We start from the raw sequence: 25,962 nt of genomic DNA, 5'->3' as shown, positions 1-25,962 counted from the left end.
ATCCCCTGACTAAATGCTAGAATCCCGGCCCATCATGCGGTCATTCTTCGTTATGGCCGAACATTCCTTCAAACAGTGCATCCCATGCTGAAGAAGTTGTTCCAGTCATTCCGTTCTCCCTTGCGTCGTACGCAACACAAACGCAGCACGCCTGAAGTGCTCAATAGCAGCCAGCATTCGCTGCAACGCGCCCAGTTCAGCCGTTATGCGGTGAACATCGTCGAACGTTTGCAGAACGCCGGCTACCAGGCCTACCTGGTTGGCGGTTGCGTGCGCGACATGTTGCTCAATATCACTCCCAAGGATTTCGACGTCGCCACCAGCGCCACGCCGGAACAAGTGCGTGCCGAATTCCGCAATGCGCGGATCATCGGCCGGCGCTTCAAGTTGGTGCACATCCACTTTGGTCGCGAGATCATCGAGGTCGCGACCTTCCGCGCCAACCATCCGCAAAACGATGAAGAAGAAGACACTAACCAGTCTTCCCGCAACGAAAGCGGGCGCATCCTGCGGGACAACGTCTACGGCACCCTGGAAGAAGACGCGCAGCGCCGCGACTTCACCATCAATGCCCTGTATTACGATCCGGTCAGTGAGCGCATCCTCGATTACGCCAATGGCGTACACGACATCCGCAACAACCTGCTGCGCCTGATCGGCGACCCGACGCAACGCTACCAGGAAGACCCGGTGCGCATGCTGCGGGCCGTGCGTTTCGCCGCCAAGCTGAACTTCGGCATCGAGAAGCACACGGCCGCGCCGATTCGCGACCTGGCGCCGATGCTGCGGGAAATTCCCTCGGCCCGGTTGTTCGAAGAGGTGCTCAAGCTGTTCCTCTCCGGCTATGCTGCCGACACCTTCGAAATGCTGGTAGACCTGCAGTTGTTCGACCCACTGTTCCCGGCCAGCGCCGAAGCACTGGAGTACAACCCGACCTACACCCACACGCTGATCAGCGAAGCCTTGATCAACACCGACCTGCGCATCAAGCAGAACAAACCGGTAACCCCGGCGTTCCTGTTTGCCGCCCTGTTGTGGCCAGCGCTTCCAAAACGCGTCATGCGCTTGCAAGACCGTGGCATGCCGGCAATTCCGGCCATGCAGGAAGCCGCTCACGAGCTGATCGCCGAGCAATGCCAGCGCATCGCTATCCCGAAACGCTTCACCATGCCGATCCGCGAGATCTGGGACATGCAGGAGCGCCTGCCACGCCGCAGCGGCAAACGCGCCGATCTGCTGCTGGACAACCCGCGCTTCCGTGCCGGCTATGACTTCCTGCTGCTGCGCGAAAGCGCCGGCGAACAGACCGACGGCCTGGGCGAATGGTGGACCGACTACCAGGACGCCAACGACAGCCAGCGCCGCGAGATGATCAAAGAGCTCAGCAGCAAAGGCGAAGCCACCGGCGATGGTCCGAAAAAACGTCGCCGCAGCAGTGGCAGCAAGCGCAAACGCAGCGCTGGCGATTCATCGAGCGCGTCGGGCGAGTAAGCACGTGGAACGTATCTACGTCGGCATGGGCAGCAACCTGGCTGCCCCTGAGCAACAATTGCGCGACGCCATCGAGGCCCTCGCGCAATTGCCGGACACCACGCTGGCGGGCGTCTCCGCCTTCTATCAAAGTGATTCCCTGCTCCCGGGCCAGCCGCGCTATACCAATGCGGTCGCGGCCCTGGACAGCGCCCTGGCACCACTGGAACTGCTCGATGCGCTGCAAGCCATCGAGAATGACCAGGGCCGCGAGCGTCTTGAGCGTTGGGGCCCGCGCACCCTGGACCTGGATATCCTGGTGTTTGGCGACCGGCTGATCGATGAGCCACGCCTGAAGGTGCCGCACTATCAAATGCACCTGCGGGCGTTCGTGCTTTACCCGCTGGCAGAACTGGCCCCTGCCAGCCTGCAACTGGCCGATGGCCGCCTGCTCGGCGACCTGCTGGATGCCTGCCCGTTTGTCGGCCTGGAACGCCTGCCTTCAAACCTGTAGGAGCGAGCTTGCTCGCGAAAAACCTGAGAACACCGCTGGGCGCCAGGCTTCCCGCGTCATCATTGACGACCTTCGCGAGCAAGCTCGCTCCTGCATTTACTACGCATCATTTACTGCTGAATCGCATCAGTAACAGCGGTAACACCACCGCCGTAACAATGCGGTAACACATCCAATTGACTTCCAGAGTCCTCCTCACGACTATAGGCGTCCCGCTGCCGCCTACCCGGCGCTAAAGGGCGCAATCCAGGCCTTATAAGCACTGATCCTTAAGAAAGTGCGCCTGTATAAACGAAGACTCACGCGCGTTACTCGCTGTTTCCAAGCGCCTGAATGAGGACCCTTTTCATGCCAAACGTTACCCTGAGCACCTTGCAGAGCCTCAAGCTCAAAGGTGAAAAGATCACCATGCTGACCTGCTACGACGCCACTTTTGCCCAGGCCAGCAGCCAGGCAGGAGTTGAAGTGTTGCTGGTGGGGGACTCCCTGGGCATGGTTCTACAAGGGAATGACAGCACCCTGCCCGTCACCAATGATGAAATCGCTTACCACACGGCCTGCGTCAAGCGCGGCAACGAAGGCGCCTTCATCATTGCCGACCTGCCCTTCATGGCCGATGCCACCATCGAACAGACCCTGACCAACAGTGCTCAACTGATGCGTGCCGGTGCACACATGATCAAGGTTGAAGGTGCCGCCTGGCTCGCCGAATCGATTCGTTTGCTGGCTGAACGCGGCGTGCCGGTTTGCGCGCACATGGGCCTGACGCCACAGTCGGTGAATATCCTCGGCGGCTACAAGGTACAAGGCCGCGGCGAAGCCCAGGCGCGCCAGATGCGGGCCGATGCCATCGCCCTTGAACAGGCCGGTGCGTGCATGATTCTGCTCGAATGCGTGCCAAGCGAGCTGGCAGCGGAAATCACCCAGGCCGTTAAAGTACCGGTGATCGGTATCGGCGCCGGTTCTGCCACAGACGGCCAGGTATTGGTACTGCATGACATGCTGGGCCTGTCCCTTACCGGCCGCGTACCCAAGTTCGTGAAGAACTTCATGGCGGGCCAGGACAGTATCCAATCAGCCCTCGCCGCCTACGTCAGCGAAGTCAAAGCCGTCACCTTCCCGGGCGCCGAACACGGATTCTCCGCATGAACACCGTCAAGACCGTGCGCGAACTGCGCGCCGCCGTCACCCATGCCCGCAGCGCGGGCAAACGCATCGGCTTCGTGCCCACCATGGGCAACCTGCACAGCGGCCATGCCACGCTGGTCACCAAGGCTGCGCAACAAGCCGACTTCGTGGTGGCGAGCATTTTCGTCAACCCGCTGCAATTTGGCGCCGGCGAAGACCTGGACAAATACCCGCGCACCCTGGCGGCCGACCAGGAGAAGCTCTTGCAAGCCGGTTGCAACCTGCTGTTCGCCCCGACCGTCGACGAAATGTACCCCGACGGCATGGCCGGCCAGACACGCGTCAGCGTGCCGCAACTGTCCGAAGGCCTGTGCGGCGCCAGCCGGCCCGGGCATTTTGAAGGCGTGGCCACGGTGGTCAGCAAGCTGTTCAACATGGTCCAGCCGGACCTGGCGATCTTTGGCCAGAAGGACTACCAGCAACTGGCGGTGATTCGCGCCATGGTCCATGACCTGAACATGCCGATCCAGATTATCGGCGAGCCGACCGTGCGCGCCGACGACGGCCTCGCGCTGTCGTCGCGCAATGGTTACCTCACCGACGAACAGCGCGCGATCGCACCGGTGCTGTACCGCAGCCTCAGCCAGATTGCCGCCGCCATTGAAGCGGGCGACCGCGACTTCGCCAAACTGCGCGCCGCACAGGTCCAGCAGATCGAAGCGGCAGGTTTTCGCATGGACTACCTGGAGGTTCGCCAGGGCCTGCACCTGCGTCCGGCCACCGCCGAAGACAAGGACCTGGTGATCCTGGTCGCCGCCTACCTGGGCGCCACCCGGCTGATCGACAACCTGCATCTGCACCTGAACTGACCCCGCCGCACACCCCGCCTGTTGCACTGCCTGGTCGGCCGGTATAAAAAAGTACCGGCCACAGCGCAGACAAAGCCAAGACAGATCGACACGCTAGGTTTAATGTATTCGCCCTACGCTCTTCGTTGGCGTTGACCGGAGCCTGTCATCTTCACAAAGACAGGACATTCCCGGCTTTCAAGTGTCCTAAAAGCAGTCCCAGCAATAAAAAGGAAACCCGCAGCGATGGCGTACTACCGCACTCCTCATGACGTTACCGCTCTGCCCGCCTGGCAAGCGCTCAATCAACATCGCCAAGCCATGCAGGATTTCAGCATGCGCGAAGCCTTTAATGCCGATCCCCAGCGCTTTACCCAGTTCACCTTGAGCAGCTGCGGACTTTTCCTCGATTATTCGAAAAACCTGATCACCAGCGAAACCCGCGACCTGCTGGTAGGCCTGGCCAAGGAAGTCGACCTTCAGGGCGCGATCAAGTCGCTGTTCAACGGCGAGCCGGTCAACTCTTCCGAAGGCCGTCCGGCGTTGCACACCGCACTGCGTCGCCCGGTGGGTGACAAGTTGTCGGTCAACGGCGTGAACATCATGCCGGACGTGCACAAGGTGCTGAACCAGATCACTGACCTGGTCGGCCGCATCCACGACGGCCTGTGGCGTGGCTACACCGAGAAGCCGATCACCGACGTGGTGAACATCGGTATCGGTGGCTCGTTCCTCGGCCCGGAGCTGGTGTCTGAAGCGCTGTTGTCCTACGCCCACAAAGGCGTGCGCTGCCATTACCTGGCAAACATCGACGGCAGCGAGTTCCACGAGCTGACCATGAAGCTGCGCGCCGAGACCACGCTGTTCATCGTCTCGTCAAAATCCTTCAACACCCTCGAAACCCTGAAAAACGCCCAGGCCGCCCGCGCCTGGTACCTGGCCCAGGGTGGCTCGGAGGCCGAGCTGTATCGCCACTTCATCGCTGTATCGAGCAACAACGCGGCGGCCGTGGCCTTCGGTATCCGCGAAGAGAACATTTTCCCGATGTGGGACTGGGTGGGCGGTCGTTACTCGCTGTGGTCGGCTATCGGCCTGCCCATCGCGCTGGCCATCGGCATGTCCAACTTCAAGGAACTGCTGTCCGGCGCCTACACCATGGACCAGCATTTCCAGACCGCTCCATTCGAGGCGAACATGCCGGTGCTGCTCGGCCTGCTGGGCGTGTGGTACGGCAACTTCTGGGGCGCGCAGAGCCACGCAATCCTGCCGTACGATCACTACCTGCGTAACATCACCAAGCACCTGCAACAGCTGGACATGGAATCCAACGGCAAGAGCGTGCGCCAGGACGGTACGCCGGTTTCCACCGACACCGGCCCGGTTATCTGGGGCGGCGTAGGCTGCAACGGCCAGCATGCTTACCACCAGCTGCTGCACCAGGGCACCCAACTGATCCCGGCCGACTTCATCGTGCCGATCGTCAGCTTCAACCCGGTCTCCGACCACCATCAGTGGCTGTACGCCAACTGCCTGTCCCAGAGCCAGGCCCTGATGCTCGGCAAGACCCGCAGCGAAGCTGAAGCCGAGCTGCGCGACAAAGGCATGGACGAGGCCGAAGTGCAGAAGCTGGCACCGCACAAGGTGATCCCGGGCAACCGTCCGAGCAACACCATTGTGGTTGAACGCATCAGCCCTCGCCGTCTTGGCGCACTGGTGGCGATGTATGAACACAAAGTGTTCGTGCAAAGCGTCATCTGGGGCATCAACGCGTTCGACCAGTGGGGCGTGGAGTTGGGCAAGGAGCTGGGCAAAGGCGTCTACAACCGCCTGACCGGCACCGAAGAACAGCCTGCGGACGACGCGTCCACCCAAGGGTTGATCAACTACTTCCGCGGCCGTCACCGCGGTTGATGGTATCAGCACTACAATGAGGGTCTGAACCTGCGGGAGCGGACCCTTGTAGGAGCTGGCTTGCCAGCGATGCAAACACCTCGGTGAAACTCACTACCGAGGTGATGCAATCGCTGGCAAGCCAGCTCCTACGAGGGTCGCAAAGCTCCCCTCTTGTCGCAAAAAACAAGAATAAGGATCCCTCATGTTCGATATCAGCACGTTCCCCGCCGCCGATGCCGTCCGCCGGGCTGCGCAACTCAGTCAAGAGGACTACCAGCGCCTCTACCGCCAATCCGTCGAGCAACCCGATACGTTCTGGGCCGAACAGGCCAAGCGTTTTCTCGACTGGACCACGCCCTGGCAGACCGTCCAGAAATCCGACATCAAGACCGGCGCCGCGCAATGGTTTGCCGGAGGCCAACTGAACGTCAGTTACAACTGCATCGACCGTCACCTCGCGCAACGCGCTGATCAGCCGGCCTTCATCTGGGAGGGCGATGATCCTGCGACGTCTTCCAAAATTACCTACCGCCAGCTCCACCAAAACGTCAGCCGCCTGGCCAACGTGCTGAAAAGCCGTGGCGTAAAGAAAGGCGACCGCGTGTGTATCTACATGCCGATGATTCCCGAGGCGGCCTACGCGATGCTGGCCTGTACGCGGATCGGTGCGGTGCATTCGGTGGTGTTTGGCGGATTCTCGCCGGACGCCCTGCGCGACCGCATTCTCGACGCCGATTGCCACACGGTGATCACCGCCGATGAAGGCGTGCGCGGCGGCAAGCCGGTGGCGCTGAAACAGAATGTCGACAAGGCTCTGGCCAGTTGCCCGGGTGTCAGCACGGTACTGGTGGTGCAGCGCACTGGCGCGGCAGTCAATTGGACTGAAGGGCGCGACCTCAAGTATCAACAGGCCCTGGATGCAGCCAGCGACGACTGCCCGCCCGAGCCGATGGATGCGGAAGACCCGCTGTTTATCCTCTACACCTCCGGCAGCACCGGCAAACCCAAAGGTGTGTTGCACACCACCGGCGGTTACCTGCTGCAGGCGGCGATGACCTTCAAGTACGTGCTCGATTACCGCGAAGGCGAAGTGTTCTGGTGCACCGCCGATGTCGGCTGGGTCACCGGCCACAGCTATATCGTGTACGGGCCACTGGCCAATGGTGCGACCTCGCTGATGTTCGAAGGCGTGCCGAGCTACCCGGACAGCTCGCGGTTCTGGCAGGTGATCGACAAACACAAGGTCAACATCTTCTACACCGCGCCGACCGCGTTACGCGCGCTGATGCGGGAAGGCCACGGCCCACTGGAAAACACTTCCCGCGCCAGCCTGCGCCTGCTGGGCAGTGTCGGCGAGCCAATCAACCCGGAAGCCTGGGACTGGTACTTCAATGCCGTGGGCGAACAACGCTGCCCGATTGTCGACACCTGGTGGCAGACCGAAACCGGCGGCATCATGCTCAGCCCGCTGGTCAGCGCCCAGCGGATCAAGCCTGGCTGCGCCACCCAGCCGATGTTTGGCGTGGTGCCGGTGCTGCTCGATGAGCAAGGCAAGGAAATCAGTGGCGCCGGCAGCGGCGTGCTGGCGATCAAATCCAGCTGGCCAGGGCAAATCCGCAGCGTGTACGGCGACCCTCAGCGGATGATCGACACCTATTTCAAACCCTATCCCGGCTACTACTTTACCGGCGACGGCGCGCGGCGCGACGAGGACGGTGACTACTGGATCACCGGGCGCATCGACGACGTGATCAACGTTTCCGGGCACCGCATCGGCACCGCCGAAGTCGAAAGCGCCCTGGTGCTGCATGATCAGGTCGCAGAAGCCGCGGTGGTCGGTTATCCACACGACGTAAAAGGCCAGGGCATCTATGCCTTCGTCACGCCCATGAATGGCGTCGAGCCCGACGACGCGCTGAAAAAGCACCTGCTGGACCTGGTCAGCAAGGAAATCGGCAGCTTCGCCAAGCCCGAACTGATTCAATGGGCGCCGGCCTTGCCGAAAACCCGCTCAGGCAAGATCATGCGGCGGATTCTGCGCAAGATTGCCTGCAACGAACTGGACAGCCTGGGAGATACATCCACACTGGCCGACCCGAGCGTGGTGGACGGCCTGATCGACAAGCGCCTCAACCGCTAGGAACCCATGGAATTCATTCGCAGCCGCATCGAAAACCAGCTGATGAGCCTGACCGGCTTGTCGCTGGGCCAACTCGACCTGGAGAACCCCAAGGGCGATCCGGGTCTCTTTGGGCCGAACTCGGTGAGCTGGAAGGTCCATGGCGACTTCAGCAGCATGTTGATCGGCGGCATCAGCGCGTTGATGTTGCAGGCATTGCACCCGCTGGCGTTGGCCGGCGTGTGGGACCACTCGAACTTTCGGCAGGACATGTTGGGGCGGTTACGACGCACCTCGCAGTTCATTTCCGGCACCACGTTTGGTTCGCGGCGTGACGCCGAATGGCTGATCGAGAAAGTGCGCACCATTCACCTGCAAGTGGTCGGCCATGCACCGGACGGTCGACCGTATGCCGCCAGTGATCCCGAGTTGCTGACCTGGGTGCATGTGGCGGAGGTCAGCAACTTTCTCGCGGCCCACCTGCGTTATCGCAACCCGGATTTATCTCTGAGGGATCAAGACCGCTACTACAGCGAAATCGCCCTGGTGGCCGAGCAATTGGGCGCGCGCCATGTGCCGCGTTCGCGCCAGGAAGTTTCCGATTACCTTGAGCGTATCCGCCCGCAACTGCTGTGTGACCAGCGCAGCCACGAAGTCCTGCGCCTGCTGCTCAACGCGCCGTCTCCCAGCACCCTGGCCAAGCCGTTTGGCTCGCTGATGATGCAGGCCGGTATCGACCTGCTGCCGGACTGGGCCAGCGACATGCTCGGGCAGAAGCAAAGCCCGATCCAGCGCCAGATGATTCGTGCCGGGGTCAGGCGCAGCGCGCCGTTGTTGCGCTGGGCCATGCGCAATGGTTCGGTGCAGCGGGCCCACAGGCGAATGGGCCTGCTGGAGCCATAACTGTTAAACTCCCGCGCCCCAATTACTCTGCAAGGCGCGCACTATGTCTTCCTTGAATCAGGCGCTGCGCGCCGCCCTCGATCATCGCCAGGACCTGCTCGCCGAGCTTCATGCACAAGGTACCGATTGCTATCGCCTGTTCCACGGCAGCCAGGAAGGCGCCGGCGGCCTGACGATCGACCGCTACGGCCCGCAACTGCTGGTGCAGAGTTTTCACCAGTCGCTGGAAAGTGACGACTTGTTGCACCTGCATCAAGCAATCAACCAGCACCTGGGGCTTGAACTGCTGCTGGTCTACAACGACCGTTCCCGGGGCAACTCGCGCATCGACCGTGAAGACACGGTGTACCGTGCCGAACCCGCAGCCCTGGAAGACCTGGTCGGCCACGAATGGGGCCTCAATTACCGCGTGCGCGGCCGCCATGCCGGGCAAGACCCGCTGTTGTTCCTGGACCTGCGCAACACCCGCGGCTGGGTCAAGGCACACAGCGCCGGCAAAAGCGTGCTGAACTTGTTTGCCTACACCTGCGGCGTAGGCCTGAGTGCTGCTGCCGGTGGCGCTCGTGAGGTGTGCAACCTGGACTTTGCCGAGGGCAACCTGGCGGTCGGTCGCGAAAACGGTCAACTCAACCCGCAATTGCCGACGATGGAATTCATCCAGTCCGACTACTTCCCGGCAATCCGCCAGCTGGCCGGCCTGCCCATCAGCCAGCGTCGGGGGCAGAAACTGCCGAGTTACCCGCGCCTGGAGCAGCGTCAATACGATCTGGTACTGCTCGACCCACCCGCCTGGGCCAAGAGCGCCTTCGGCACGGTCGACCTGCTGCGCGACTACCAGAGCCTGCTCAAGCCGGCGCTGCTGGCCACGGCCGACAACGGCGTGCTGATCTGCTGCAACAACCTGGCGAAAGTCGGTATGGACGACTGGCGTGACCAGGTCCTGCGCTGTGCGGAAAAGGCCGGGCGCCCGGTGCGCGACTGGCAGGTCATGACACCCGGCGCAGACTTCCCGTCCCACGACCAGCAACCACCGCTGAAGACCCTGATCCTGCAACTGTAGGACTTGTCCCAAAAGGGTCAGGGCGCAGTAATAAAGGCCCGGCTCTTCGGAACCGTAAACCCGTGCCATACTCCAAGGCACTCTTGATTGACATAGATGGCGTCACATATGCCCAAAGGATTGATTCGCGCCGCTGGCGCCTTGCTGACCGCCCTTGCCCTGTACAGCTTGCTGGGCTTCCTGATTCTCCCCGGCATTGCCCTTCGCGTGGCCAACCAACAGTTGGCCAACTACGCCACGGTGCCGGCGCGTGTCGAGCGTATCGAGCTCAACCCGTTCAGCCTCGAACTGACCGTGTGGGGCCTGAATATCGGTGAGCCGGGCAAGGAGCAAGTGGCCTTTGAACGCCTCTATGCCAACCTGCAGATCGACAGCCTGTGGACCCGCGCCCTGCACCTGGCCGACGTACAACTCGACAAGCCCAAGACCGAGCTGCTGTTCGACAAATCCGGCCAGCTCAACCTGGCGCAGCTGTTCAAACTCCCGGCCAGCGAACCGACACCAACCGATCCAAACGCCAAGCCATTCCCGCTGCGCATCGATAACATCAAGCTGGCAGGCGGCTATGTGCACTTCCAGGATTTGCGCCCGAGCGAGCCGATCGAGTTTCTCTACGACAAACTCGATTTCGAGCTGAAAAACCTCAGCACGCTGCCCGATGACAACGCCGACATGACCCTGGTGGCAGCCGGCCCTGAAGGCGGCCAGATCGACTGGACCGGCAACTTCAGCCTGATCCCGATCGCCTCCGAGGGCAAACTCAAGGTTACCGACGGCAAGATGAAAGTCTGGTGGCCGTATGTACGTGACGCGGTGCCGCTGGTTCTGGAAGACGGCATCCTCAACTTCAGCACCGACTACAAGCTGAGCCTGGCCAAGGAAACCGAGCTGAACCTGACCAACGTCGCCCTGAGTGTCGCGCCGTTTGCGATCAAGGCACCGGATGGCCGGCCGCTCGCGCGCCTGCAGAAGCTGGACGTCAGCGAAACCACCGTGGACCTGGCCAAACAGCAAGTGATCGTCGGCAAGATCCGCAGTAATAAACTCGAAACCTGGGCCGCCCTTGAAGCCGACGGCCAGCTGGACTGGCAGAAGCTGTTTGCCAGCCAACCGAGCAAACCTGCAACTGCACCCGCAGCCGAGCCAGCCACCGCACCCGCTACCGCCGACTCGCCAAAACCTGCACCGGCAGCGCCGAGCAAGCCTTGGCAAGTGCTGCTCAAGGACGTGCAACTGCGCGACTATCAAGTGCATCTGGCTGACCGCTCGGCCAAACCGGCAGTCGCCCTGGAAGTCGGGCCGCTGAACCTTGACCTGCAGGGTTTCGACAGCCTTAACCAGAGCCCTTTTACCCTCAAGCTCGATACCGGCGTAGGCAAACAAGGCAAGCTCGAGGCGACCGGCCAGGTCAACCTGAGCCCGGTCAGCGCCAAGCTGAAAGTGGACACCAAAGACATCGACCTGCGCGTCGCCCAGTCCTATATCAGCCCGTTTATCCGCCTGGAACTGCGTAGCGGCATGCTCGGCAGCAACCTCGACGTGAACCTGAAAAGCACCGCCCCCCTGGCATTCCAGGTGACCGGCCGGGCCCAGGTCGACCAGTTGCACACCCTGGACACCATGAAGACCCGCGACTTCCTCAAGTGGCAGCGCCTGGTGCTGGAAGGCGTGAATTATCAACACGGCGACAGCCTGTCGATCGACAAGGTCAACCTGTTGCAGCCCTATGCGCGCTTCATGATCAACGATGACCGCACCACCAACATCGATGACCTGCTGATCCCGCAGCCGGCCAACAGCCCCGGCAAGTCCGCGGCGAAACCTGCGGCCAGCAAAGAGAAGCCCCTGGGCATTCATATTGGTCAAATTGCGATCAACGACGGCTCGGCCAACTTCGCCGACTTCAGCCTGACCCCGAACTTCGCCACGGCCATCCAGCAGCTCAACGGCCAGATCGGCACCATTGACAGTCGCCAGGCCAAACCGGCGAGCGTCGACGTCAAGGGCAAGGTTGACCGTTATGCACCGGTCACCATCAAGGGCAGCGTGAATCCGTTTGACCCGATGGCCGCACTGGATATCGCCACCAGCTTCAAACGCGTCGAACTGACCACCCTGACGCCATACTCGGGCAAGTTTGCCGGGTTCCGCATCCGCAAGGGTCGGCTCAACCTGGACCTGCATTACGTCATCACCAAGGGCCAGTTGAAGGCCGAAAACAAGGTGGTGGTCGAGCAACTGCAACTGGGTGAGAAGGTCGACAGCGCCGACGCCGTGGACCTGCCGATTCGCCTGGCGATAGCCCTGCTCAAGGACTCCGACGGCAAGATCTCGATCGAACTGCCGGTGACCGGCGACTTGAACAACCCGCAGTTCAGCGTCATGCCGATTGTCTGGCAGACCCTGCGCAACCTGGTAGTACGTGCGGCCACGGCGCCATTCAAGTTCATTGGCGGCCTGATCAGCGGTGGTGGTGCCCAAGACCTTGGCAACGTGTCGTTTGCCGCAGGCTCCAGCGAGCTGAGCAAGGATTCCCAGTCGGCCCTCGACAGCCTGGCCAAAGCCCTCAAGGAGCGCCCAGCGCTGCGCCTGGAGATCGAAGGCACCGCCGCTGCCAGCAGTGACGGCCCGCTTTTGGCCGCACAACGGCTGGAACGCGAATACCAGTACAACTACTACAAGATCCTCCAGCGCCGTGGCGACAAGGTACCGGCCCAGGCGTCGCTGCTTGAAGTACCGGAAAAGGAAAAGGCGCCGCTGCTGGAAGGCATCTACCGCACCCGCCTGAAGCAACAGCCTCCGGCCGAATGGAAAGACCTGAGCAATGACGAGCGCACCGCCAAGCTGCGGGACGGTGTGATCAAGTTCTGGAGTGGCAGTGACGTGTTGCTGCGCCAACTGGGCCAGGACCGCGCCAGCGCGATCAAGGACTACCTGGTAGACAAGGCGCAGCTGGAAGATGAGCGGGTTTACTTTATCGATGCAAACCTTGGGGAAGCGGAGAAAGATGGTCGGGTGGTAACACCGATGCATCTGGATGCCGAATAAACCGGCACCCGCTGAGCACCTGTGGCGAGGGGGCTTGTCCCCCGTTGGGCTGCGTAGCGGCCCCAATGAGGGCGTCGCGGTCATTCAGGCGGATCACCGTCGTCATACCAAGGGGCCGCTACGCAGCCCAACGGGGGCAAGCCCCCTCGCCACAAGAGCCTCGCTGACCTCCCCACTTTTCTACCCACAATAGAACAGGCCCCGACACAAGTGCCGGGGCCTGTAATGACCACATCCGTGTGGTCGGTCGCATGAACCTGTGAGGTGCATTGAGCGGATAACTAGACTCGCTCGTGGCCGCCTCCGCCTAGCTCAGGCGATTCGTTAAGCGTTACTCTGCTTTCAGGCCGTCGGCCGATACAGCTTTAACGCCTTTGATTTTCTTGGTGATGTTCACCGCGGTGGTTTTCTGCGCTTCAGTCACTGCGACGGTCGACGACAGGGAAACTACACCTTTGTTGGTTTCGACTTTGATGTCGGTGCCAGGAATACCTTTCTCGGTTACCAGGTCAGCTTTCACTTTGGTGGTGATCCAAGTGTCCGAGGTGGACTCTTTGGCACCAGCAGCTGCGCTTTTGGTTTTGTCGACGTTATCAGCCTTGGTAGCGCCGCCAGCCATCAGGCCGTCAGCCGAAACTGCGGTTACGCCTTTGATTTTCTTGGTGATCGCTACAGCAGTAGCTTTCTGAGCGTCGGAGATAGCAACTGTCGAGGACAGGGAAACCACACCTTTGTTGGTCTCAACCTTAATGTCCGAACCAGGAATACCTTTCTCGGTCAGCAGGTCAGCTTTGACTTTGGTGGTGATCCAGGTATCCGAAGTGGACTCTTTAGCCTTGGTGACTTCACCGGCCGCCAGCGTCATAGGGGCTTGGGAAGTCTGAGCAAAGGCTACGTTAGCACCCATGGCCAGGGTCAGAGCGGTAGCAGTAGCGAGAGCGAACTTCTTCATACGAGTAACTCCTGTTTTATTAAAAGTCTGCAGTACGTAAACCTTGATGCTGCAGCGTTAACAGGGATATTGCAGACAGTGTGCCAACTCGATGCGAACAATTAAATCCTTATAAAACAATACGTTATGAAAACAGGTGATTTTCGGAATCGTGCAACTTGCATGAAGACGAACGTGCCTGCATGCAAGTTGCGGCTTTTGGGGTATGGCTAAACGCCTGATTTCGCGACAGTTTCCCGCAGGCATAAAAAAAGGACTCCGAAGAGTCCTTTTTCAGCTTGCAGCGACGGGGTGATTAAACGCCCGAAGCCTTGGCTGCTGCTACGTCCTTGATGGACAGCTTGATACGGCCGCGGTTGTCCACGTCCAGTACCAGCACTTCCACTTCCTGGCCTTCTTTCAGGATGTCGGTCACTTTCTCAACGCGAGCATCGCTCAGCATGGAGATGTGAACCAGACCGTCCTTGCCCGGCAGGATGTTGACGAATGCGCCGAAGTCGACGATGCGCTCAACCTTACCGACGTAGATCTTGCCGATCTCGGCTTCAGCAGTGATACCCAGGACGCGCTGACGTGCCGCTTCAGCCGCTTCCTTGGTTTCGCCGAAGATCTTGATCGAGCCGTCGTCTTCGATGTCGATCGAAGCCTTGGTCTCTTCACAGATCGCACGAATGGTCGCGCCGCCTTTACCGATAACATCACGGATTTTGTCGGTGTCGATTTTCATCGCGATCATGGTCGGAGCATTTTCCGACAGTTCGGTACGGGACTGGCCAATGATCTGGTTCATCTGACCGAGGATGTTCAGGCGCGCTTCCAGGGCTTGGCCCAGAGCGATTTCCATGATTTCTTCGGTGATGCCCTTGATCTTGATGTCCATCTGCAGCGCGGTAACACCTTTGGCGGTACCGGCTACTTTGAAGTCCATGTCGCCCAGGTGGTCTTCGTCGCCCAGGATGTCGGTCAGGATGGCGAACTTCTCGCCTTCTTTAACCAGGCCCATGGCGATACCGGCAACCGGTGCCTTCATCGGAACGCCGGCATCCATCAGAGCCAGGGAAGCGCCGCAGACCGAAGCCATGGAGCTGGAACCGTTGGACTCAGTGATTTCCGACACAACGCGAATGGTGTACGGGAACACGTCGGCGGCAGGCAACATGGCTGCAATCGAACGACGGGCCAGACGGCCGTGACCGATTTCGCGACGACCAGCGCCACCCATGCGACCACACTCACCTACCGAGAACGGAGGGAAGTTGTAGTGCAGCATGAACGGGTCTTTTTTCTCGCCTTCCAGGGTGTCCAGCAGCTGTGCGTCACGGGCAGTACCCAGTGTTGCAACAACCAGGGCCTGGGTTTCACCGCGGGTGAACAGGGCCGAACCGTGGGTTTTTGGCAGAACGCCGACTTCGATGTTCAGCGGACGTACGGTGCGGGTGTCGCGGCCGTCGATACGTGGCTTGCCGTTAACGATGTTTTCGCGAACGGTGCGGTATTCGATTTCGCCGAAGGCTGCTTTGACTTCGCTGGAAGAAGGCTGGCCTTCTTCACCGGACAGCTTGGCAACAACCTGGTCCTTCAGCTCACCCAGGCGAGCGTAACGGTCGGCCTTGATGGTGATGGTGTAGGCGTCGGAGATAGCGGTGCCGAACTCGGAGCGGATAGCGCCCAGCAGTGCGGTAGCTTCTGGCTGAGGAGCCCAGGTCCAGGTTGGCTTGGCAGCTTCAGCGGCCAGTTCCTTGACAGCGTTGATCACAACCTGGAACTCGTCGTGAGCAAACAGTACAGCGCCCAGCATCTGGTCTTCGGTCAGCTCTTTGGCTTCCGATTCAACCATCAACACGGCTTCCGAAGTACCGGCAACGACCATGTCCAGGCTCGAAGCTTTCTGTTGTTCGTAAGTCGGGTTCAGCAGGTAGCCGGTGCTTTCGTGGAATGCAACACGGGCAGCGCCGATCGGGCCATCGAAAGGAATACCGGAGATGGCCAGGGCCGCCGAGGTACCGATCATCGCAGCGATGTCCGGATCGGTCTTCTTGCTGGTGGAAACGACGGTGCAGACAACCTGCACTTCGTTCATGAAGCCTTCTGGGAACAGCGGACGGATCGGACGGTCGATCAGTCGGGAAGTCAGGGTTTCTTTCTCGGAAGGACGGCCTTCACGCTTGAAGAAACCACCAGGGATCTTACCGGCAGCGTAAGTCTTTTCCTGGTAGTGAACGGAAAGAGGGAAGAAGCCTTTGCTTGGGTCAGCGGTCTTGGCGCCTACAACGGTCACCAATACGGTGACGTCGTCGTCAACGGTAACCAGCACTGCGCCGGAGGCTTGACGGGCGATACGGCCTGTCTCGAGGGTAACGGTCGACTGACCGAACTGGAATTTTTTGATAACCGGGTTCACGGTGTCCTACCTTCTTTGTGGCTCTTGGGGAACTTGTCTTCTTGCGAAATTCTTGGGCAATGTCGGGAATCGGCCCAACGCCTGTCCAGGGTAAAACGTGTATCCAGATAAAACTTGAGGCTGGAAGCCTGCCATGGGCCAGCAGGAAACCCACTGACACACGACAGCCAACCAACCTCTAGCGCAATCGCTTATTAGCGACGCAGACCCAGGCGACCGATCAGAGTCTGATAACGACCCAGATCCTTGCCTTTCAGGTAGTCCAGCAGCTTACGGCGCTGGTTTACCATGCGGATCAGACCACGACGGGAGTGGTGATCTTTACCGTTGGCCTTGAAGTGACCTTGCAGCTTGTTGATGTTGTGGGTCAGCAGTGCAACTTGCACTTCTGGCGAACCAGTGTCACCAACAGCTTGCTGATAGTCAGCAACGATTTGTGCTTTTTCTTGAACGTCGAGAGCCATGAGGCAATCCTTTTTTCAGGAAACCACCCAAAGGGCAGTTTCAACAGGCCAGGGACAAATCCCTGTATCTAAAAATGAGTAGTGACCATGCCTGCTAACAGCCACCCTCGTTCCAGTTTGAGTAAAAGCTACTGCGCTTTTACCACAAACTGGTTTCGGTCATTCTGACCGAATCAGTCGACGCGGCGCGATGCGCCCGTCTTCGCTCACTTCACCGATACCGATAAAGCGACCGTTGTGATCTTGTACCCGCACCATGCCGAACTTCGGGGCATCCGGTGCACGTACCGGCTGGCCGTTAAGCCAGTAGAACGCGCTGTGCTCCGAGAAGTGCAGCAATGGCCAATCCAGTAAACCGCTGTCCGATGGCATCAGGAAGCGATCAACCGCTTCGTTGCCGCCTTCGGCATGCACTGCTTCCAGCTCTTCCAGCGTGACCGTCTGGGCCAGGGTGAAAGGGCCTGCCTGGGTGCGTCGCAGTTCTGCAACGTATGCGCCACAGCCTAGTTGCTCACCGATATCTTCCACGAGGGTGCGGATATAGGTGCCTTTGCTGCAGTCCACCGCCAACCGGGCGGTGTCGCCTTCAGCGGCGAGCAATTCCAAGCGCGCAATAGTAACAGAACGCGGTTCGCGCTCCACCACTTCCCCTGCACGTGCCAGCTTGTAAAGAGGCTGGCCATCACGTTTGAGAGCCGAGTACATCGGCGGTATCTGACTGATTTGCCCACGAAAAGCAGGTAAGGCAGCTTCGATATCAGCACGACCAACGGTCACCTCGCGAACCTGCAAAACATCACCTTCGGCGTCTGCCGTGGTGGTGGTCTTGCCCAGTTGCATCAGGGTCTCGTAGCCCTTGTCGGAATCGAGCAGGTATTGCGAAAACTTGGTGGCCTCGCCGAAGCACAACGGCAACACGCCGGTGGCCAAGGGGTCGAGGCTGCCGGTGTGCCCTGCCTTCTCGGCATTGAGCAGCCAGCGAACCTTCTGCAACGCCGCATTGGAGGTAAAACCAATGGGCTTGTCGAGCAGAATGATGCCGCTGACATTACGACGGATACGTTTGACCTGAGCCACCGATTACTCCTTGGCGTCTTCAGGCGTGGCGGATTCCGGGTGCTGATTGTCTTCAGCCACGGCCCGCTCGATCAGTGCCGACAGGTGCGCGCCACGCACGACACTTTCGTCGTAGTGGAAGTGCAACTGAGGAACGCTGCGCAGCTTCATTTCACGGGCCAACTGCATACGCAGGAAACCTGCGGCGGAGTTGAGCACCTTGATGCTTTGCGCGATTTCTTCGCTGTTGTCCTGACCCATCACGGTGATGAAGATCTTGGCGTGACCAACGTCACGGCTGACTTCAACGGCGGTGATGGTGACCAGGCCAACACGTGGGTCTTTTACTTCACGACGGATCAGCTGTGCCAGCTCACGCTGCATCTGATCGCCGATACGTTGGGTACGGCTGTATTCTTTTGCCATGTCTTGTTACCTGTTGCTGCCACACGGTGAAACCCGTGGGGTCTGAAAGCGGCAAACGCCCGGCCTGACAAAAGCCAGACCGGGCGTTGCGTTTAGAGTCCGGACACAGCGCCAGGCATTTGCATGCCCGGGCGCTGCGTGGCCCTTGAAGTACGCGAGTTAGAGGCTGCGAGCAACCTGGACCTTCTCGTAGACTTCGATCTTGTCACCCGCCTTGACGTCGTTGTAGCTCTTGACGCCAATACCGCATTCCATGCCGGCACGTACTTCGGAAGCGTCATCCTTGAAGCGGCGCAGGGATTCCAGCTCGCCTTCGAAGATAACGATGTCTTCACGCAGTACACGGATTGGACGGTTACGGTGCACAACACCTTCGATAACCATGCAACCGGCGATCGCGCCGAATTTCGGCGAGCGGAACACGTCACGCACCTCGGCCACACCCAGGATGTTCTCCCGGACGTCGCTGCCAAGCATGCCGGTGAGGGCTTTCTTGACGTCTTCGATGATGTCGTAGATGACGTTGTAGTAACGCATGTCCAGGCCTTCCTGCTCGACGATCTTCCGTGCGCCAGCATCGGCACGCACGTTGAAGCCGAACAGTACAGCATTGGAGGCCAGCGCCAGGTTGGCATCGGATTCGGTGATACCACCGACACCGCCGCCGACCACACGCACTTGCACTTCGTCGTTACCCAGGCCATTCAAGGCGCCGTTCAACGCTTCGAGGGAACCACGAACGTCAGATTTGAGGACGATGTTAAGCGTCTTCTTCTCTGCCTGGCCCATGTTCTCGAAGATGTTTTCCAGCTTGCCGGCGTGAGCACGGGCCAGCTTGACTTCGCGGAACTTGCCTTGACGGAACAGAGCCACTTCACGGGCTTTCTTCTCGTCCGACAGCACGCTCATCTCGTCGCCAGCGTCCGGGGTACCGTCCAGGCCGAGGATCTCGACAGGGATGGAAGGACCGGCTTCCTTGATTGGCTTGCCGTTCTCGTCGAGCATGGCACGTACACGGCCATAGTTCGAACCGACCAGGACCATGTCGCCTTGGCGCAGGGTACCGTCTTGAACCAGAACGGTTGCAACCGGGCCACGACCCTTGTCGAGACGCGATTCAACCACAACACCACGACCTGGGGCCGATGGAGTTGCTTTCAGTTCAAGAACTTCGGCTTGCAGCAGGACAGCTTCGAGCAGTTCGTCTACACCGGTACCGACTTTCGCCGAAACCGAAACGAATGGCGTATCACCGCCCCACTCTTCGGAAGTCACGCCGTGAACCGACAGTTCGCTACGGATGCGATCGAGATCGGCGCCCGGCTTGTCGATTTTGTTCACTGCAACAACCAGAGGAACACCAGCGGCTTTAGCGTGCTGGACAGCTTCAATGGTCTGCGGCATTACGCCGTCGTCCGCTGCAACTACCAGGATCACGATGTCAGTCGCCTTGGCACCACGGGCACGCATGGCGGTAAACGCGGCGTGACCAGGGGTGTCGAGGAAGGTGACCATGCCGCGTTCGGTTTCAACGTGGTATGCACCGATGTGCTGGGTGATGCCGCCGGCTTCGCCTGCAGCTACCTTGGCACGACGGATATAGTCGAGCAGCGAGGTCTTACCATGGTCAACGTGGCCCATTACGGTCACGACTGGCGCACGGGAGAAAGTCTCGCCTTCAAACTTCAGGGACTCGGCCAGGGAATCTTCCAGGGCGGTGTCGCTGACCAGGGTCACTTTGTGGCCCAGCTCTTCAGCAACCAGTTGGGCAGTTTCCTGATCCAGTACCTGGTTGATGGTCGCTGGGGTACCCAGTTTGAACATGAACTTGATGATTTCAGCAGCCTTGACCGACATCTGATTGGCGAGGTCGCCAACAGTGATGGTCTCGCCGATCTGCACGTCACGCACGACAGGGCCGGTTGGGCTCTGGAAACCGTGGGCGTTGCGCTTCTTCAGCTTAGCCTTGCCGCGACCACCGCGACGGAAGCTGTCGCTTTCTTCGTCGGTAGTACGTGGGGCAACGCGTGGCGCTGGCGCCTTCTCTTTGACCGAAGCACGATGTGGAGCGTTTTTGCGCTCACCATCGCCACTGCCACGACGATTGTTATCGTCGGCACGTGGTTTGTCCGGGCGGCGAGGTTCTTCGCGTTTGCGAGCGTCGGCTGCAGGAGCTGGCGCGGCGGCAACCGGAGCGGCCTCACGAACAGCTTCAACAGGCGCGCTAGGCGCAGCAACGGCCTCAGTGTTAGCAGGTTGCGCAGCAGCAGGCTGGCGACGCGCTTCTTCTTCGGCGCGACGCTTGGCTTCTTCTTCAGCCTTCTGACGAGCAGCATTTTCTACTGCGCGACGTTCTTCCAGTTCGCGTTTGCGCTCGGCTTCGATTTCTTCCGGGCTGCGCTGTACGAAGACTTTCTTCTTGCGTACTTCAACGCTGATGCTCTTGCTGCCAGCAACACGCAGGGTGCTGGTGGTTTTGCGCTGCAATGTAATCTTGCGCGGTTCTTCCACTTTCGCCTTGTGGCTGCTCTTCAAGTGAGTCAGCAAAGACTGCTTCTCACTATCGCTCACACCTTCATCGGCGGCGGTGTGCGGCAGACCTGCCTCACGCATCTGCTGCAACAGGCGCTCTACCGGTGTTTTGACCTCATCGGCCAGTTGTTTCACCGTGACTTGCGTCATGCACTTCTCTCCTCAGGCCGCGCCTAATTACTCGAACCAATGGGCTCGGGCGGCCATGATCAACTTGCCGGCACGATCATCGTCAATGCCGTCGATGTCGAGCAGGTCGTCAATAGACTGCTCGGCCAGGTCTTCGCGGGTAATTACGCCGCGCACCGCCAGTTCCATCGCCAAATCCTTGTCCATACCCTCAAGCGAGAGCAGGTCTTCGGCCGGATGGGCGTCTGCCAGCTTTTCCTCAGTAGCGATGGCTTTAGTCAACAAACGATCCTTGGCCCGAGCGCGAAGCTCGTTGACGGTGTCTTCGTCAAAGCCGTCGATGTTGAGCATTTCTTCCAACGGTACGTAGGCAATCTCTTCCAGGCTGGTGAAGCCTTCATCTACCAGCACCTGTGCCAGGTCTTCGTCGACTTCCAGCTCGTCGATGAAGTTGCGCAGGATGTCACCGGTTTCTGCTTGCTGCTTAGCCTGGATGTCCGATTCGGTCATCACGTTCAGGGTCCAGCCGGTCAACTGGCTGGCCAAACGTACGTTCTGACCACCGCGACCGATGGCCTGAGCCAGATTGTCTGCGCCAACGGCGATGTCCATTGCATGGGCATCCTCGTCAACGATAATTGCCGCCACTTCAGCAGGCGACATTGCGTTGATCACGAACTGCGCAGGGTTATCGTCCCACAGGACGATGTCCACACGCTCACCGCCCAATTCGCCCGACACTGCCTGGACGCGCGAACCGCGCATACCAATGCAAGCGCCTTGCGGGTCGATGCGTTTGTCCTTGGAGCGGACCGCGATCTTGGCGCGTGAACCCGGATCGCGGGACGCAGCCATGACTTCGATCAGGCCTTCGGCAATTTCCGGCACTTCGATGCGGAACAGCTCGATCAGCATTTCCGGCGCGGTACGCGACAGGATCAACTGAGGGCCGCGGTTCTCGGTGCGGATTTCCTTGAGCAGCGCACGCAAGCGCACGCCAACCCGGAAAGTTTCGCGGGAAATGATGTCTTCGCGGGCCAGCAACGCTTCAGCGTTGTTACCCAGGTCGACGATCACGTTGTCGCGGGTGACTTTTTTCACGGTGCCGGAGATGATTTCCCCCAGGCGCTCGCGATAAGCGTCAACGACTTGAGCGCGCTCGGCTTCGCGGACCTTCTGCACGATGACTTGCTTGGCAGTCTGTGCAGCGATGCGGCCGAACTCGATGGATTCGATCTTTTCTTCGACGACATCACCGACCTGGGCGCCCGGATGCGTTTCAGCAACCTTGCTCGGCCAGGTTTCGATGGCCGGATCATCAAGATCGGCTTCTTCGACGACCGTCCAGCGACGGAAAGTCTCGTAGGCACCGGTGTGGCGGTTGATTTCCACACGCAGATCAACTTCGTCTTCAAAACGCTTTTTGGTAGCAGTGGCCAGGGCCAGCTCCAGCGCTTCAAAAATCACGTTTGCCGGTACGCCCTTTTCATTGGATACCGACTCAACAACCAGCAGTACTTCTTTGCTCATCGTACGCCTCGCCTTTCGCAAGCCATTGGATCCGCGGGATCCGCGTCTCAGTCAAAACTGGGAATAATGTTGGCCTTGTCGATCATATCGATCGGCAACAGGAACTCATGGTCTTCTACCTGCACCACGACGTCCTGCTCTTCTACACCGCGCAGAAGGCCCTGAAAGTTGCGTCGCCCTTCAAAGGGAGAGCGCAGCTTGATCTTCACTTGTTCACCGGCAAATTTTGCAAACTGATCAATAGTGAACAGTGGGCGTTCCATGCCAGGCGAGGAAACTTCGAGGGTGTATTCAACGGAGATCGGATCTTCAACATCCAGGACACCGCTGATCTGACGGCTGACAATGGCACAATCGTCCACCAGCACGCCGCCCTCTTTATCGATATAAACGCGCAACATTGAGTGGCGACCTTGAGCCGAAAACTCAATACCCCAGCATTCATAGCCTAGGGCCACGACCACCGGGGCCAACAAGGCCTGCAACTCTTCTAGCTTGCTCGACACCTGAACCCCCTCGTGCATGTATGTGCATGCTGTGCAAAATAAAAAAATGGGCGAAACGCCCATCCTTGAAACGCCGTCGAACAGCGGCGTTGAAAGTGTCCAGCTAACAAAAAGCCCCTTAAAAGGGGCTCCGCTAAAACTGGTTGCGGGGGCCGGATTTGAACCGACGACCTTCGGGTTATGAGCCCGACGAGCTACCAGACTGCTCCACCCCGCGACAAAGCTGGGGCGGAAGTATACGACCGATCCCTTACAGGGTCAATGTAACCTTCCACCTACAAGAAAGCCCGCAACAGCGGGCTCTCCTGATAATTGGTACCGAGAAGGGGACTCGAACCCCTACACCCTATGGGCACAACCACCTCAAGGTTGCGTGTCTACCAATTCCACCACCTCGGCAATACAGCGTTTACAACCTTCTTACTTCTGCTCTTGAGCTGGAGGTACGTCAGTCGCTGGAGTAGCCGACTTTTGCTCTTGAAGCACCGGGACATCATCAGAAGCCGGTTTTGCTTTTGGTACTTCCAACACTGCTGGGTTTGGGAGACCTACTTGAGTCAGCACATGAGCTTTCTCTTTAGCAAAGTAACCTAACCCCAAGCTGGTTATGAAGAAACCGGCGGCAAGTATAGCAGTAAACTTACTAAGAAAGGTAGAGGAACCTTGGCTTCCGAACACAGTATTTGAAGCACCTGCCCCGAAAGACGCACCAGCGTCCGCACCTTTACCCTGCTGCAGCAAAACCAGAGCAACTACGCCCAGTGCACCCAGCAGATGAAAAACAACGATGACTGTTTCCAGCATTTTTTCAGTTTCCCGCGGCGCGACAGATCGCACCGAACTCATCTGCATTCAGGGAAGCTCCACCAATGAGCCCCCCATCGATATCCGGCATGCCGAACAGTTCGACCGCATTGGCCGCCTTCACGCTGCCGCCGTATAGAAGCCGCACACCTCGTGCGACCTCAGAATTCTCTGCCGCCAACTGCGCGCGGATGGCTGCGTGCACATCCTGCGCCTGTTGCGGCGAAGCAGTCAGCCCGGTGCCAATGGCCCAGACCGGCTCGTAAGCAATTACTGCATTTGCAAAGGCACCGACTCCCAGCTCCTCGATGATGCTGCCCAGCTGACGCCCGACAACCTCAAGAGTTTTACCGGACTCACGCTGCTCAAGGGTCTCCCCTATGCACAACACCGGAACCAAGCCGCAAGCCTGTGCCGCCGCGAATTTGCGATTGAGTGTCCCATCACGCTCGCCCATGATCTGGCGGCGCTCGGAGTGCCCAACAAGCACCAGGGAGCAACCCGCATCAACCAGCTGACTCGGTGCAATCTCACCGGTCAACGCACCTTGCATGGATTCCACCGCAGAGTTCTGCGCGCCGACCTGGATCGACTTGCCTTTCAAGCCATCAATCACTTGATTGATATACAAGCAAGGCGGGAATACCGCGACATCAACACCGCTAGGCAAGGCCAAATGACGAAGGCCATTGATCAGCTCAGCGACACTGGCGCGGGTACCGTGCATCTTCCAGTTACCAGCTACCATAGTGCGACGCATGCTGTACCTCGTCGGTCAAAGTGGGCGCAGATGTTACCCAACCACATCATCACTGGCAAGCCGAATTCAGGCGCAAACTTCAGTTACCAGTTTTGCCAGCTCTTCGGCATAGCCGCGAACCTGTGTTTCGTCCTCGCCCTCGACCATTACACGCACCAAAGGCTCGGTACCCGACTTGCGCAGCAAGACCCGGCCACGCCCCGCCATGGCGGCAGTCACGCGCTCACTGGCCTCTTTGACAGCTGGATGCTCGATAGGGTTGTCACCGCCTGCAAAGCGCACGTTGAGCAGCACTTGCGGGCACTTGCGCAACGCCTGCCGCGCCTGGGCCAGGCTTTCTTCACGGCGACGCAGCGCCAGCAGCACCTGCAGCGCCGCAATGATCGCATCCCCGGTAGTCGTGTGCTGGAAGCAGACGATATGACCGGAATTTTCGCCACCCACCTGCCAATTACGCTCCAGCAGGTCGGCAATCACGTAGCGGTCACCGACATTGGCGCGCACAAACGGGATCCCCAGATCTGCCAGGGCCAGCTCCAGGCCAAGATTGCTCATCAAGGTACCGACGACGCCGCCTTGCAGCTTGTTACGCTCATGCAGGTCACGGGCGATGATGAACAACAGGTCGTCGCCATCGACGATCGCGCCAGTGTGGTCGACCATCAATACGCGGTCGCCATCACCATCGAACGCGATGCCCAAGTCGGCATGCTCAGCCAGGACAGCCGCCTGCAACTGCCCCATGTGGGTTGAGCCGCAGTTGTCGTTGATGTTCAGGCCGTTCGGCTGCGCCGACAGTACAGTAACGTCTGCGCCAAGCTCCTTGAACACACTCGGTGCGACTTTGTACGTCGCGCCGTGGGCGCAGTCGATGACGACCTTCAACCCGGCAAAATTGGTGCTGCTAGGCACGCTGCTTTTGCAGAATTCGATGTAACGGCCGGAAGCGTCGTTAATCCGCGATACCTTGCCCAGCTTGCTCGATTCGACGACGGTCATCGGCGCATCCAGCAACTCTTCGATCATGTGCTCGATCTCATCCGGCAGCTTGGTGCCCTGGCCCGAGAAGAACTTGATGCCATTGTCATCGTGGGGATTGTGCGAAGCGCTGATCACGATACCGGCTTCAGCATGAAAGGTACGCGTCAGGTAAGCGATCGCCGGCGTAGGCATCGGCCCCAACAGCATCACATCAGCGCCGGCAGCAGACAGACCTGCCTCCAGCGCAGACTCAAACATATAACCCGAGATACGCGTGTCCTTACCCACCAGGATACGGCAGGCCCCCATGCTGCGGAACGCCATGCCGGCGGCCCAGCCCAGCTTGAGCATGAAATCGGGAGTAATCGGGAATTCGCCGACCCGACCGCGAATGCCATCGGTGCCAAAATACTTTTTAGTCATAAGTGCTCCATCATT

Annotated in this window: 20 protein-coding genes and 2 tRNA genes; 9 read left to right on the top strand and 13 right to left on the bottom strand. The window is 59.5% G+C overall.

Going from position 1 to position 25,962, the window contains the following annotated elements:
• The first annotated feature begins 84 nt into the window (after positions 1 to 84).
• The 9 genes from HX807_RS21605 to HX807_RS21565 all read left to right on the top strand — a co-directional run bounded on the left by HX807_RS21605 (position 85) and on the right by HX807_RS21565 (position 12,983).
• Complete coding sequence (locus tag HX807_RS21605) at positions 85 to 1,491, top strand: polynucleotide adenylyltransferase PcnB (protein WP_003212161.1); 1,407 nt, start codon at positions 85 to 87, stop codon at positions 1,489 to 1,491.
• 4 nt (positions 1,492 to 1,495) lie between these two features.
• Positions 1,496 to 1,984 (top strand): 2-amino-4-hydroxy-6-hydroxymethyldihydropteridine diphosphokinase, encoded by a 489-nt coding sequence (folK, locus tag HX807_RS21600; RefSeq protein WP_003212163.1) that lies wholly within the window; start codon positions 1,496 to 1,498, stop codon positions 1,982 to 1,984.
• Positions 1,985 to 2,332: 348 nt separating this feature from the next.
• Positions 2,333 to 3,133: a 3-methyl-2-oxobutanoate hydroxymethyltransferase gene (gene panB, locus HX807_RS21595; RefSeq protein ID WP_008436874.1), complete on the top strand. Its 801-nt coding sequence runs from the start codon at positions 2,333 to 2,335 to the stop codon at positions 3,131 to 3,133.
• Positions 3,130 to 3,981, top strand: a complete 852-nt coding sequence (gene panC / locus HX807_RS21590) for a pantoate--beta-alanine ligase (RefSeq protein ID WP_008436871.1) — start codon at positions 3,130 to 3,132, stop codon at positions 3,979 to 3,981. Before panB ends, panC begins: the two co-directional genes overlap by 4 nt.
• Before the next feature lie 225 nt (positions 3,982 to 4,206).
• On the top strand, positions 4,207 to 5,871 hold the full coding sequence (gene pgi, locus HX807_RS21585; protein ID WP_076013744.1) for a glucose-6-phosphate isomerase: 1,665 nt from the start codon (positions 4,207 to 4,209) through the stop codon (positions 5,869 to 5,871).
• Positions 5,872 to 6,055: 184 nt separating this feature from the next.
• The gene (acs, locus tag HX807_RS21580) at positions 6,056 to 7,993 is read left to right on the top strand and encodes an acetate--CoA ligase (protein ID WP_177050989.1); all 1,938 of its coding nucleotides are present in this window, start codon (positions 6,056 to 6,058) and stop codon (positions 7,991 to 7,993) included.
• A gap of 6 nt (positions 7,994 to 7,999) precedes the next feature.
• The gene (locus HX807_RS21575) at positions 8,000 to 8,875 is read left to right on the top strand and encodes an oxygenase MpaB family protein (RefSeq protein WP_102368083.1); all 876 of its coding nucleotides are present in this window, start codon (positions 8,000 to 8,002) and stop codon (positions 8,873 to 8,875) included.
• A gap of 43 nt (positions 8,876 to 8,918) precedes the next feature.
• Positions 8,919 to 9,935 carry a class I SAM-dependent rRNA methyltransferase gene (locus HX807_RS21570; protein WP_102368082.1) on the top strand — a complete coding sequence of 339 codons (1,017 nt, stop codon included), beginning with the start codon at positions 8,919 to 8,921 and terminating at the stop codon, positions 9,933 to 9,935.
• 108 nt (positions 9,936 to 10,043) lie between these two features.
• The gene (locus HX807_RS21565; RefSeq protein ID WP_003212176.1) at positions 10,044 to 12,983 is read left to right on the top strand and encodes a DUF748 domain-containing protein; all 2,940 of its coding nucleotides are present in this window, start codon (positions 10,044 to 10,046) and stop codon (positions 12,981 to 12,983) included.
• 331 nt (positions 12,984 to 13,314) lie between these two features.
• Here HX807_RS21565 and HX807_RS21560 read toward each other — a convergent pair whose 3' ends face one another.
• From HX807_RS21560 to glmM, 13 genes are all read right to left on the bottom strand, one after another.
• The gene (locus HX807_RS21560) at positions 13,315 to 13,935 is read right to left on the bottom strand and encodes a BON domain-containing protein (RefSeq protein ID WP_003212178.1); all 621 of its coding nucleotides are present in this window, start codon (positions 13,933 to 13,935) and stop codon (positions 13,315 to 13,317) included.
• A gap of 295 nt (positions 13,936 to 14,230) precedes the next feature.
• Positions 14,231 to 16,336: a polyribonucleotide nucleotidyltransferase gene (gene pnp / locus HX807_RS21555; protein WP_003212180.1), complete on the bottom strand. Its 2,106-nt coding sequence runs from the start codon at positions 16,334 to 16,336 to the stop codon at positions 14,231 to 14,233.
• A gap of 194 nt (positions 16,337 to 16,530) precedes the next feature.
• Complete coding sequence (gene rpsO / locus HX807_RS21550) at positions 16,531 to 16,800, bottom strand: 30S ribosomal protein S15 (RefSeq protein ID WP_003177875.1); 270 nt, start codon at positions 16,798 to 16,800, stop codon at positions 16,531 to 16,533.
• Between the two features lie 159 nt (positions 16,801 to 16,959).
• On the bottom strand, positions 16,960 to 17,877 hold the full coding sequence (gene truB / locus HX807_RS21545; RefSeq protein ID WP_003212182.1) for a tRNA pseudouridine(55) synthase TruB: 918 nt from the start codon (positions 17,875 to 17,877) through the stop codon (positions 16,960 to 16,962).
• Between the two features lie 3 nt (positions 17,878 to 17,880).
• Positions 17,881 to 18,282 (bottom strand): 30S ribosome-binding factor RbfA, encoded by a 402-nt coding sequence (gene rbfA / locus HX807_RS21540; protein WP_003212184.1) that lies wholly within the window; start codon positions 18,280 to 18,282, stop codon positions 17,881 to 17,883.
• A 159-nt stretch (positions 18,283 to 18,441) separates the two neighbouring features.
• A complete protein-coding gene (gene infB, locus HX807_RS21535; RefSeq protein WP_003212186.1) occupies positions 18,442 to 20,964 on the bottom strand; it encodes a translation initiation factor IF-2 in 2,523 nt (840 codons plus the stop codon).
• A 27-nt stretch (positions 20,965 to 20,991) separates the two neighbouring features.
• Positions 20,992 to 22,473 carry a transcription termination factor NusA gene (gene nusA, locus HX807_RS21530; protein ID WP_003212187.1) on the bottom strand — a complete coding sequence of 494 codons (1,482 nt, stop codon included), beginning with the start codon at positions 22,471 to 22,473 and terminating at the stop codon, positions 20,992 to 20,994.
• Positions 22,474 to 22,520: 47 nt separating this feature from the next.
• Positions 22,521 to 22,979 carry a ribosome maturation factor RimP gene (gene rimP / locus HX807_RS21525; protein ID WP_003235029.1) on the bottom strand — a complete coding sequence of 153 codons (459 nt, stop codon included), beginning with the start codon at positions 22,977 to 22,979 and terminating at the stop codon, positions 22,521 to 22,523.
• 140 nt (positions 22,980 to 23,119) lie between these two features.
• Positions 23,120 to 23,196: transfer RNA gene (locus HX807_RS21520), tRNA-Met, on the bottom strand.
• Between the two features lie 96 nt (positions 23,197 to 23,292).
• Positions 23,293 to 23,378 (bottom strand) — tRNA-Leu (locus tag HX807_RS21515).
• Positions 23,379 to 23,399: 21 nt separating this feature from the next.
• Positions 23,400 to 23,783, bottom strand: coding sequence for a preprotein translocase subunit SecG (gene secG, locus HX807_RS21510; protein WP_026078118.1), 384 nt, complete (start codon positions 23,781 to 23,783; stop codon positions 23,400 to 23,402).
• A 4-nt stretch (positions 23,784 to 23,787) separates the two neighbouring features.
• The gene (gene tpiA, locus HX807_RS21505) at positions 23,788 to 24,543 is read right to left on the bottom strand and encodes a triose-phosphate isomerase (RefSeq protein ID WP_003212194.1); all 756 of its coding nucleotides are present in this window, start codon (positions 24,541 to 24,543) and stop codon (positions 23,788 to 23,790) included.
• A gap of 66 nt (positions 24,544 to 24,609) precedes the next feature.
• On the bottom strand, positions 24,610 to 25,947 hold the full coding sequence (gene glmM / locus HX807_RS21500; protein WP_003212196.1) for a phosphoglucosamine mutase: 1,338 nt from the start codon (positions 25,945 to 25,947) through the stop codon (positions 24,610 to 24,612).
• Positions 25,948 to 25,962 lie beyond the last annotated feature (15 nt).

It is taken from the genome of Pseudomonas sp. D8002 (assembly GCF_013385695.1).
Taxonomy (GTDB): Bacteria; Pseudomonadota; Gammaproteobacteria; order Pseudomonadales; family Pseudomonadaceae; genus Aquipseudomonas.
Note: the sequence above shows the minus strand (reverse complement) of the source record. Positions and strands in the feature narration are given on the sequence as shown.

Coding starts and splice junctions, on each gene's coding strand:
- panC (WP_008436871.1), top strand. CDS start 3,130: ATGAACACCGTCAAGACCGTGCGCGAACTGCGCGCCGCCGTCACCCAT.
- HX807_RS21560 (WP_003212178.1), bottom strand. CDS start 13,935: ATGAAGAAGTTCGCTCTCGCTACTGCTACCGCTCTGACCCTGGCCATG.
- rpsO (WP_003177875.1), bottom strand. CDS start 16,800: ATGGCTCTCGACGTTCAAGAAAAAGCACAAATCGTTGCTGACTATCAG.
- pgi (WP_076013744.1), top strand. CDS start 4,207: ATGGCGTACTACCGCACTCCTCATGACGTTACCGCTCTGCCCGCCTGG.
- HX807_RS21565 (WP_003212176.1), top strand. CDS start 10,044: ATGCCCAAAGGATTGATTCGCGCCGCTGGCGCCTTGCTGACCGCCCTT.
- panB (WP_008436874.1), top strand. CDS start 2,333: ATGCCAAACGTTACCCTGAGCACCTTGCAGAGCCTCAAGCTCAAAGGT.
- HX807_RS21605 (WP_003212161.1), top strand. CDS start 85: ATGCTGAAGAAGTTGTTCCAGTCATTCCGTTCTCCCTTGCGTCGTACG.
- tpiA (WP_003212194.1), bottom strand. CDS start 24,543: ATGCGTCGCACTATGGTAGCTGGTAACTGGAAGATGCACGGTACCCGC.
- rbfA (WP_003212184.1), bottom strand. CDS start 18,282: ATGGCAAAAGAATACAGCCGTACCCAACGTATCGGCGATCAGATGCAG.
- secG (WP_026078118.1), bottom strand. CDS start 23,783: ATGCTGGAAACAGTCATCGTTGTTTTTCATCTGCTGGGTGCACTGGGC.
- HX807_RS21570 (WP_102368082.1), top strand. CDS start 8,919: ATGTCTTCCTTGAATCAGGCGCTGCGCGCCGCCCTCGATCATCGCCAG.
- glmM (WP_003212196.1), bottom strand. CDS start 25,947: ATGACTAAAAAGTATTTTGGCACCGATGGCATTCGCGGTCGGGTCGGC.
- nusA (WP_003212187.1), bottom strand. CDS start 22,473: ATGAGCAAAGAAGTACTGCTGGTTGTTGAGTCGGTATCCAATGAAAAG.
- infB (WP_003212186.1), bottom strand. CDS start 20,964: ATGACGCAAGTCACGGTGAAACAACTGGCCGATGAGGTCAAAACACCG.
- HX807_RS21575 (WP_102368083.1), top strand. CDS start 8,000: ATGGAATTCATTCGCAGCCGCATCGAAAACCAGCTGATGAGCCTGACC.
- acs (WP_177050989.1), top strand. CDS start 6,056: ATGTTCGATATCAGCACGTTCCCCGCCGCCGATGCCGTCCGCCGGGCT.